This window comes from Providencia sp. PROV119 (assembly GCF_028482435.1).
In the GTDB taxonomy this organism is placed as follows: domain Bacteria; phylum Pseudomonadota; class Gammaproteobacteria; order Enterobacterales; family Enterobacteriaceae; genus Providencia; species Providencia stuartii.
This window is the reverse complement of record NZ_JAMPQL010000019.1, coordinates 118,698-128,160: the sequence shown is the minus strand read 5'-3', so window position 1 is coordinate 128,160 and position 9,463 is coordinate 118,698. Positions and strand designations below refer to the sequence as shown.

Here is a 9,463-nt window from a genome sequence, read left to right as displayed (position 1 = left end):
TTGCGGCTAGCTCGGCTTGGCGCTGACGCTCTGCCTCTTCCTCTGCCTTTTTAATAGCAGCTTGGTCTGCTTGATACTGACGCTCTGCGGCTTCTTCAGCCGCTTTAATTGCAGCCTGCTCCTCTGCTTTTTTCTCTTGATACTGACGTTCAGCTTCTTCTTCTGCCATTTTTGCAGCATCAATGTCTTGTTTTTGCAGCTCTATCTCTTTGTCTGCATCTATCTTTTTTTGTTGTTCTGCTTCTTGCTGTTGAGCCTCTTTCTCGTCTTTACGACCAAAACCCAACCATGAGAAAAAGCCTTTTTTCTTGTCTTTAGCCATCAGCCACTACACTCCTCGCGGTAAAAACATGGCGCTTCATAATTAAATCGCAATAAAATTACATGCAGTCTATCATTTCATCGCGCCGCAACACATATCTGAAAGAAAAATCATGACAATTTAATCTGATTTTTTAAGTTAAAACTGTGAAAATGGCGCGTTACAATAAGACAACGCATTTTATAAAGCTCAACAAAACTGAGTAGCAATGGATATTATGGCAAAAAAACCACAAAGCGCCTCTTTAGGTCAGATACGCATTATCGGTGGCAAATGGCGCGGGCGAAAGCTCCCTGTTCGTGATAGTGAGGGCTTACGTCCCACTACAGATAGAATCAAAGAAACTTTATTTAACTGGTTAATGCCTATCATACGTGAAGCTCGTTGCCTTGACTGCTTTGCTGGTAGTGGTTCATTAGGATTTGAAGCACTATCACGCTTTGCCGATAGTGTGACGTTTATTGAATTGGATAAACAAAACGCCCAGTTACTAACAGAAAATAAAGCGCGCCTGCAATCTGATAATGCTAACATTATCAACGGTAACAGCCTTGAAATACTGGGTCAAAATGGTACACCTTTTGATGTTGTATTTATTGATCCTCCTTTTCGTAAAGGACTCTTAAGCGACACTATCCAGTTGTTAGAAAAAAACCAATGGCTGGCAGATGAAAGCTGGATATATGTTGAGTCAGAGGCGGAGTCACCACTTACTGACATCCCCACTAATTGGCAACTGCATCGTGAGAAAATTGCGGGGCAAGTGGCTTATCGTTTATTTATTCGCCATTCAATTGAGGAAAACAGCCATGCTAGTTAATGCAGGTCGAGTGCTAATGATTTGCGTTTGGGGGTTTATGATATTTAATCTAATCCAGCCTTTTCCTAAGCCATTTAAATATTTTATGGATATTGCCATGATATTTATGATTGTTATGCATGCACTGCAAACTGTCCTCCTGAAAGCAACACTCGCTAAAGGAGAAAAATTATCCGGCTGGTTACAGACCCGAATTTTTTTCTTCGGTGTCTTTGAAATGTTAGCAATGCAAAAAAAGCAAAAACAAGCGCTTGAGAATAATAAGAAAGAATAATTAGGTTATGCGTCAGGCTCAAAACTTAAGAATCGGGTTCCTTGCATACGGAGCGTTCCTTGGCGACCCTGTTCAATAGCTTGATATTGAGATTCACTGACGATCACTTTAATCACAGCCGTATTATTTAGTGGTTTAAAATAGACCTCATAACGAAAGGTTTCAGGTGAAACCACATCCCGTTCACGGGAACGCATATTGGGATAAGGGTAATCTTTTTTACTATCAACAACCACCGAATAACTGACTGGCACAGCATTATCATTGATCTCATTTTGCTTGCGTTGGTCAAAAAAGCGCTTTGTTGCCAAGACAGCAATAATCGCCAATACGATAATAAGTAAGATAGGTTTATTCATAAAGTTAACATTGTGCTTAAAGTGTTCATCAGTATAGTTTATCTTAATCATACAGAAGGAACACCACCCTAGTTGCTTCATTCATTGAATTTATAAGGATGTGTTTATGATTAGTTGGCCATTCCTTGCAGTACTTTTTTCTGGTTGGCTGTATGTTGATGCAGCATATCGTGGCCCTGAGTGGCAACGTTGGTTATTTCGTCCCGTCACACTGATACTGTTATTGCTCTGGGGCTGGAATGCAGATTTTCTCACCACACAAGGATATTTGATCCTTGCTGCATTGGCAGTTTCATTACTCGCCGATATGATGAGAATGTTTTCAAGTGAGCGCTTACTTGCATCTGTAACCTTGCTGTTTGTAAGTTATCTTCTTTATACCATCAGTTTTGGTATGCAGTTAGATTTCAGCCTATATCTCCCTTGGCTCCCAATACCTCTGATTATTGCAGCTATCACTTTAGGTGTAATTTGGACAAAACTCAAAGAGTTACAGGCAATGATCTTTGCATTATTAATCATGAGTATGATTATGGCTTGGGTAGCCGGTGACCAATTCTTTGGCCTAGGTCGCGATTACAACTTCTCAATCATGGTCGGGGCATTTTTGCTGTTTATTTCTAACTGTATTTGGCTAATTGCTCGTTTCCGCTTTCCTTTTAAAGCGTCGAAAGCCATTGTCGCGGCCCTCTATTTCCTCGGACAATTCTTCATTATCCGCGCGGTTTATCTATAACTTTCTTCACCGCCAATTGATAAAATTCTCAAATAGCATTTTTTATCAATTGGCATCCCCTAATCTATTTGACTCTGGAGTAGACTCCAAAGTATAGACTTATCAATATTGATTAAGGTCATTGTTTGATAAGGGGGGCGCATATGCACTCACACAACCATAAAGAAGCACATCAACATAATAGCGCTTGCTGTTCGAGTAGCAGCTGCTCTTCAACTGCGGTTCAAAACAGTAAAAATGTAAGTAATGACTCACATACTCACGAACACGATACTGTCGAGAAACATCCTGACGATGATGAGGAGGCTCATCAGCACCAGAGCTGCTGTTCAACCTCTCATCAAGCACATGATCATCAAGAACATGAGCATAGCCATCAGCATACGGCATGTTGCAGTTCTTCAAGTGAGCTGCAAAATGATGTTGCACCTGCACAAGCCGCAGGGCAACGTTTCAATTGGATAATTCGCGGTATGGATTGCCCTAGCTGCGCTCAAAAAATCGAAAATGCGGTAAAACAAATCACTGAGGTAAAACAGGCTAAAGTCCTATTTGCCACAGAAAAACTCGTTGTTGATGCCGATAAAGATATTAGTTCCGCTGTCCGCGCAACCGTAGAAGCGGCTGGCTATGAGCTATTAGATGTTGGTATCAATAGTGCTGCTACTATTACACCTCCGCCTAGCCTATTGAGCGAGTCGAAGCCTGTGATCATCTTAGCCATCTTAATGGCTATTAGCTGGGGGGTGGAGCGCATTAACCCTCAAATTGGTCTCATTGCTTTTACACTAACGACTTTATTTGGCCTTTATCCCATTGCGCGTAAATCATTACGTTTGATCCGTACTGGTACACCTTTTGCGATCGAGACCCTGATGACTGTCGCCGCTATCGGTGCCATCTTTATTCAGGCAACAGAAGAAGCCGCGATGGTTATCTTACTATTTATGTTAGGGGAAATGCTGGAGTCTTACTCTGCTGGTCGAGCACGACGCGGTGTCAGTGCTCTTATGGCACTTGTACCAGAAGAAGCTTTATTAATTAAAAATGGTCAGAAAACCACAGTTCCTGTCTCACAGCTACGTCCAGGTGATATCATTGAAATTGCACCCGGTGGTCGCTTACCAACTGACGCGGAATTGATCTCCGGCTTCGCCAGCTTTGATGAAAGCTCACTCACGGGTGAATCTGTTCCCGTCGAACGTAATGTTGGCGAAAAAGTAGCGGCAGGCTGCTTATCTGTCGATCGCACAGTACAGATGAAAGTGGTTTCAGAGCAAGGGCAAAACGCGATTGACCGTATTTTGCAATTGATTGAGGAAGCTGAAGAACGTCGAGCACCAATTGAACGTTTTATCGACCGCTTTAGTCGTATCTATACTCCACTGATCATGCTATTTTCAGCATTAGTCGTGGTGATCCCTCCCGTATTCTTTGGCGCACCATGGGAAACGTGGATCTACAGAGGCTTAACCTTGCTGCTGATTGGTTGTCCATGTGCTTTAGTGATTTCTACACCTGCGGCAATCACCTCTGCGTTAGCAGCCGCCACACGTCGTGGTGCATTAATTAAAGGCGGTGCAGCGCTCGAACAGTTAGGTTCAATCACCACTATTGCACTAGATAAAACAGGAACGTTGACGGAAGGTAAACCTCATGTTACTGATTTGGTTCCTGTCGACGGTATAACTGAAAATGAACTAGTACAAATCACTGCATCTGTTGAGGCAGGCTCTCATCATCCTTTAGCAAAAGCCGTTATAAATAAGGCAGAAGCCTTATCAATTAACGTCGTTGAAGCCGAAAATCGTAAGGCTCTCGCAGGGAAAGGGGTTGAAGGTTATCTTAATGGTAAACATGTGTTAGTGAGCGCCCCAAGCCGTTTGGATAGCCCACTTGATGGGATTTGGCAAAATCGAGTTGAATCACTAGAGGCGGAAGGCAAAACAGTCGTTATCACACTGGAAAATAACCGAGTCATCGGCTTAATCGCACTGCAAGATACATTACGAAGCGATGCGATAGATGCCATGAGTATGTTAAGGGCTTTGAATGTTAATGCGGTGATGCTAACAGGCGACAATCCTCGCGCAGCCGCAGCTATAGCTGGTCAACTAGGTATGGAATACCGTGCAGGTTTACTGCCTGAAGATAAAGTCACTGCTGTGATGGAATTAAACCGTAACCATAGCACTATGATGGTCGGCGATGGTATTAACGATGCCCCAGCCATGAAAGCATCAAGTATTGGTGTAGCAATGGGTAGCGGAACGGATGTTGCTTTGGAAACTGCCGATGCTGCCTTGACTCATAACCGTTTAACTGGATTACCTGAAGTGATTGCTTTATCACAGTCCACTCGTAAGATTATTCGTGAAAATATCACAATAGCCTTAGGGTTAAAGGCAATCTTCCTAGTTACCAGCCTACTGGGAATAACAGGGCTTTGGGTCGCTGTTCTTGCTGACTCAGGAGCAACAGCTTTAGTGACAGCAAATGCGGTACGTTTACTAAAAGTAAAATTACCACAAATTAAAAAATAATATTTATTGTATTATTAAAGAAGCGCCATAACGGCGCTTCTTTGTTATAAATAGAACGTTTAATCATTATTATCTAGTAAACTATCATTTCTTACATTTTAATTTTTATTAAATAGTAATAAAGACTTTAAATACAACAAGTAATGAGATGTCGCTTATAAAAAATAAATTATTTTTTCACGCTAAATTAGGAGTAACTTTTTTCTATTTTATCTCTATATTCGCTAATATCTTCGTAACATAAGGACATTGATGAAGGTAGCGAGTATGATACAAAAAGCCCCTACAACACCACATGATGCCGCTTTTAAAGGTTTTTTAACCCAAATAGATAATGCTCGCGATTTTTTCGACATTCATTTGCCAGAACATATTCGGTCTTTATGTGACTTTAATACATTAGCACTTACTAACTCTTCTTTTATCGATAAAAAACTGCGCTCTCGATTATCTGATGTTCTTTATACTGTACAAACAGAAGTTGGTGATGGCTATCTTTACCTCCTTATTGAACATCAATCAACACCTGATAAATTAATGAGTTGGCGCTTAATGCATTATTCATTTTTGGCAATGAATCAACACCTTCAGCAAGGCCATAAAAGTTTACCACTCGTAGTACCTATTTTATTTTACCATGGAGATAGCTCCCCCTATCCCTATTTGAAAACATGGACTCACTGTTTTTCTTGGCCCGAACTCGCTGATGAACTGTACTTTAATCCATTTCCATTAGTGGATATCACTGTTATTGATGACAATGAGTTAGTTAATCATCGAAAGATTGCAGTAATGGAACTTGCATTGAAGCATAAAAATCTACGTGACGAATATCAGCAAGTGACTAGTCTGCTCGCCCAAGCATTAAATAGGCACTATAATAGTGAGCAAGATACCAGCATTATTATTAATTATCTGCTCACTACGTTAGATTCATCTCAGTATTTTGAACAAATAATTCAACAGTTAATTGAACAAATCGAAAACCATCAAGGTGTTGCTATGAATATCGCTCAACGTTTAAAAGATAAAGCCAAACTAGAAGGTAAGATTGAAGGTAAGATTGAAGGTAAGATAGAAGGCAAGATAGAAGGCAAGATAGAAGGCAAGATAGAAGGCATGCAAAAAGCCAGGCATGAAAATGCACTTTCACTCCTAAAAAATGGTGCAAGCTTCGAACTTGTGATGAAGAGCCTAAATTTTAGCTATGAGGAGTTACAACTTATCATTCAAGAGGATAAGGGCACTTACCAGTAATAATGCCATATTCGTGCGATAGCCTTTAAGCTCACCGCACGCAAGCAGCCTATTTAACTAAAAAAGGCTTACAGGCCTTCCGTTTTTTTACGTAACAAATAACGGTATGGGGTTTGTTCCGTTTCAACTGCCAGCAATTCATGCTCCATAAAACGGCAAAAACCGGGGATATCACGTGTAGTTGCAGGATCATCTGCAATGATGAGTAAAGTATCGCCAGCATTCATTCCTCGAACAGTTTTACGAACTAGCATAACTGGCTCAGGGCAACGCAAACCAAGTGTATCAAGAGTTTTAGTGGCATTTAAAAATAAATCAGACATAACTACGCTTCTAAAAAATAAAAGATGCTCTAATTATATAATAAAATTATCCTCTCTGACGTAACAGTTTTGCTTTTGTTGCGCAACAAGCGTATTATGCGCACTTCCCAATGTCGGGAAAGTTTTTTATGGGTTCCCTCACCCCATTGCTACTTAAAAAGGTACAATATGTTTTCATTCACAGCACAGCAAAAAGCCAGTGCATTAATTTGGCTGTCTTTATTTCATATTTTAATTATTACCTCTAGTAACTACCTTGTACAGTTGCCGATTAATATTTTCGGTTTTCACACTACATGGGGAGCGTTTACCTTTCCATTTATTTTCTTAGCAACTGATCTTACTGTACGTATTTATGGTGCACCACTTGCACGTCGGATCATCACTGCGGTCATGTTGCCTGCTCTACTCATTTCCTATGTTATATCTGCTCTATTTTTTCAAGGTGAATGGCAAGGAGTAGCAGCATTAAATACATTTAACTTATTTGTGGCTCGAATTGCCGCTGCTAGCTTTATGGCTTATGTTCTTGGGCAAATAATGGACGTCAGTGTGTTCAACCGATTACGTCAAAATAAACGTTGGTACGTTGCCCCCGCCTGCGCCATGTTCTTCGGTAATTTAATTGATACCATTGCCTTTTTCTTTATTGCATTTTATCAAAGCAGTGATCCTTTTATGGCTGCGAATTGGGTAGAGATTGCCTTAGTTGACTATACCTTTAAGCTATTTATTTGTATGCTATTTTTCTTACCTGCTTATGGTGTTTTACTCAATTTTATTTTGAAAACATTTTTTGCCAAAACTGCCGAGCAAAAACTCGCCAATCAACATTAGTGCAACTGCGAGGGGGAAATAGCACTCCCCTTCGCTCACCTCTGAAAAATTACCGATCTAACTCTCATTTTATTGGTTTTATTCATCAATAATCTCACAGCCGTGATAGTCTGGTTGCACAATCGAAACGATCCGCGCCAATTCCGTTTTAATTCAACCAAAAAAGAACACAAACGAACAGAAATAACCATCACTCTCTATCTTTTGGAGTTTATAAGATGAAAAAACTGATTAACCGTGTTGAAGATATTATAAGTGAAGTCAATCAAGGGCTTATTGCTGCTCATCCTGAATTACGTTTGAATGTTGACCCAACCTACCTCGTTCATAGTAATACACCTATCAAAGGCAAAGTTGGCCTACTTTCCGGTGGGGGTAGCGGTCATGAGCCGATGCATAGCGGATATATTGGTCAAGGAATGTTAGATGGGGCATGCCCAGGAGAGATGTTTACATCCCCGACACCAGACCAAATGATGGAATGTGCAATGGCCATCGATAGCGGCGAAGGTGTATTAATGATCATAAAAAACTACACTGGTGACGTCCTAAATTTTGAAACGGCCGCTGAACTCTTACACGATGCAGGGATCAAAATCGCTACCGTATTAGTTGATGATGATGTTGCAGTAAAAGATAGTTTATACACCGCAGGACGCCGAGGTGTCGCTAATACCGTTTTGATGGAAAAAATACTCGGCGCGGCAGCGACCAAAGGATATTCTCTTGAGCAATTAGTGGAACTAGGCCACAAGATCAATAATCATGGTTATAGTTTAGGTGTGGCCTTACAAGCCTGTACCGTACCCGCGGCAGGAAAACGCTCATTTGAACTTCCAGATAACGAAATGGAATTTGGCGTGGGGATCCACGGAGAGCCCGGCATTGAACGGCGCAAATTTACTAATTTAGACGATACTGTCGATCAAATGTTTGAAACTTTGCTCGAAAACGGTCACTACGAACGCATAATCCGCCAATGGGATCGTGAAAATGGCTGCTGGCAAGAGCATAAACACACTAAACACCCTCTGAAAAAAGGCGATCGCGTAATTGCATTAGTTAATAACCTTGGCGCCACACCATTATCTGAGTTGTACGCTGTATACCACCGACTACAAACTTGTTGTCACGATTTTGGTTTGACTATTGAACGTAGCCTTGTCGGCTCCTATTGCACCGCACTTGATATGCAAGGCATCTCAATTACGCTATTAAAAGTGGATGATGAAGACTTAATATTATGGGATGAACCAGTCAATACCCCGGCTTTACGTTGGAAGTGTTGATAACACAAAGCTTCTACTCCCCATAACCAATAAAATTAGCAGTAAAAATGGAGCCAAAACATCATGAACTTAACACAACAGCAAATTTATCATTGGTTGATACAGTGTTCACAAACTTTTGCTGATGAACAAGATCGGCTTACCGAGCTAGACACCGCTATTGGTGATGGCGACCATGGACTCAACATGCATCGTGGTTTTCAGAAAGTAGCCGAAAAATTACCTTCTGTTGAAGACAAAGATATTGCTACCTTACTGAAAACCACCGGAATGACACTCTTATCTAGTGTCGGAGGCGCAAGTGGTCCACTCTTCGGCACATTTTTTATTAAAGCTTCGCAAAGTGCTGCGGGTAAAGAAAATTTAAGCATTGCTGATTTAGCTGAGCTATTCAAAGCAGGAACGGAAGGTGTTGTATCACGAGGCAAAGCCGAACCTAATGATAAAACCATGTGCGATGTTTGGTGGCCTGTTTGTGAATCACTTGAAAAAGCGACTTCACAAACCTTAAATGAAGCAATAAGTGCGGCTGTAGAAGCAGCAAAACAAGGTGTTGCATCAACAATCCCTATGCAAGCACGAAAAGGCCGAGCCAGTTATTTAGGTGAACGCAGTATAGGCCATGCAGATCCTGGTGGAACATCAGTGTTGCTACTGCTGGAAACTTTACAGAAATCACTTTAACTCTCCATCACGCTGGTAT

General features: G+C 41.1%; 10 protein-coding genes and 1 pseudogene. 8 read left to right on the top strand and 3 right to left on the bottom strand.

Annotated features, from left to right (window positions below):
* Positions 1–322, bottom strand: a pseudogene (locus tag PSF11_RS15685) (signal recognition particle-docking protein FtsY); the annotation flags it as partial.
* A 217-nt stretch (positions 323–539) separates the two neighbouring features.
* Between PSF11_RS15685 and rsmD the strand changes: the two are divergent.
* Together rsmD and PSF11_RS15675 are read left to right on the top strand one after the other, a co-directional pair.
* Complete coding sequence (rsmD, locus tag PSF11_RS15680; protein ID WP_169342330.1) at positions 540–1,142, top strand: 16S rRNA (guanine(966)-N(2))-methyltransferase; 603 nt, start codon at positions 540–542, stop codon at positions 1,140–1,142.
* Complete coding sequence (locus PSF11_RS15675) at positions 1,132–1,416, top strand: DUF1145 family protein (protein ID WP_004925735.1); 285 nt, start codon at positions 1,132–1,134, stop codon at positions 1,414–1,416. The genes rsmD and PSF11_RS15675 overlap by 11 nt, the downstream gene beginning before the upstream one ends.
* 5 nt (positions 1,417–1,421) lie before the next feature.
* Here the strand turns inward: PSF11_RS15675 and PSF11_RS15670 are convergent, their stop codons facing one another.
* A complete protein-coding gene (locus PSF11_RS15670) occupies positions 1,422–1,775 on the bottom strand; it encodes a DUF2500 domain-containing protein (protein ID WP_181795781.1) in 354 nt (117 codons plus the stop codon).
* Between the two features lie 106 nt (positions 1,776–1,881).
* On the opposite strand from PSF11_RS15670, the gene PSF11_RS15665 reads away from it, so the two are divergent.
* From PSF11_RS15665 to PSF11_RS15655, 3 genes are all read left to right on the top strand, one after another.
* Positions 1,882–2,511, top strand: coding sequence for a lysoplasmalogenase (locus tag PSF11_RS15665; protein WP_004925743.1), 630 nt, complete (start codon positions 1,882–1,884; stop codon positions 2,509–2,511).
* Between the two features lie 143 nt (positions 2,512–2,654).
* Positions 2,655–5,054 carry a zinc/cadmium/mercury/lead-transporting ATPase gene (locus tag PSF11_RS15660; RefSeq protein ID WP_072502752.1) on the top strand — a complete coding sequence of 800 codons (2,400 nt, stop codon included), beginning with the start codon at positions 2,655–2,657 and terminating at the stop codon, positions 5,052–5,054.
* A 267-nt stretch (positions 5,055–5,321) separates the two neighbouring features.
* Positions 5,322–6,311 carry an Rpn family recombination-promoting nuclease/putative transposase gene (locus PSF11_RS15655; RefSeq protein ID WP_169342328.1) on the top strand — a complete coding sequence of 330 codons (990 nt, stop codon included), beginning with the start codon at positions 5,322–5,324 and terminating at the stop codon, positions 6,309–6,311.
* A gap of 68 nt (positions 6,312–6,379) precedes the next feature.
* On the opposite strand, the gene tusA is transcribed toward PSF11_RS15655, so the two are convergent.
* Positions 6,380–6,634 carry a sulfurtransferase TusA gene (gene tusA, locus PSF11_RS15650; RefSeq protein ID WP_004925753.1) on the bottom strand — a complete coding sequence of 85 codons (255 nt, stop codon included), beginning with the start codon at positions 6,632–6,634 and terminating at the stop codon, positions 6,380–6,382.
* 168 nt (positions 6,635–6,802) lie between these two features.
* Between tusA and PSF11_RS15645 the strand changes: the two genes are divergently transcribed.
* The 3 genes from PSF11_RS15645 (at position 6,803) to dhaL (ending at position 9,444) form a co-directional block, all read left to right on the top strand.
* Positions 6,803–7,471, top strand: a complete 669-nt coding sequence (locus PSF11_RS15645; protein ID WP_004925758.1) for a 7-cyano-7-deazaguanine/7-aminomethyl-7-deazaguanine transporter — start codon at positions 6,803–6,805, stop codon at positions 7,469–7,471.
* Positions 7,472–7,689: 218 nt separating this feature from the next.
* Complete coding sequence (dhaK, locus tag PSF11_RS15640) at positions 7,690–8,760, top strand: dihydroxyacetone kinase subunit DhaK (RefSeq protein WP_072502750.1); 1,071 nt, start codon at positions 7,690–7,692, stop codon at positions 8,758–8,760.
* 63 nt (positions 8,761–8,823) lie between these two features.
* Positions 8,824–9,444: a dihydroxyacetone kinase subunit DhaL gene (gene dhaL / locus PSF11_RS15635; protein ID WP_014657522.1), complete on the top strand. Its 621-nt coding sequence runs from the start codon at positions 8,824–8,826 to the stop codon at positions 9,442–9,444.
* The last annotated feature ends 19 nt before the right edge of the window (positions 9,445–9,463 follow it).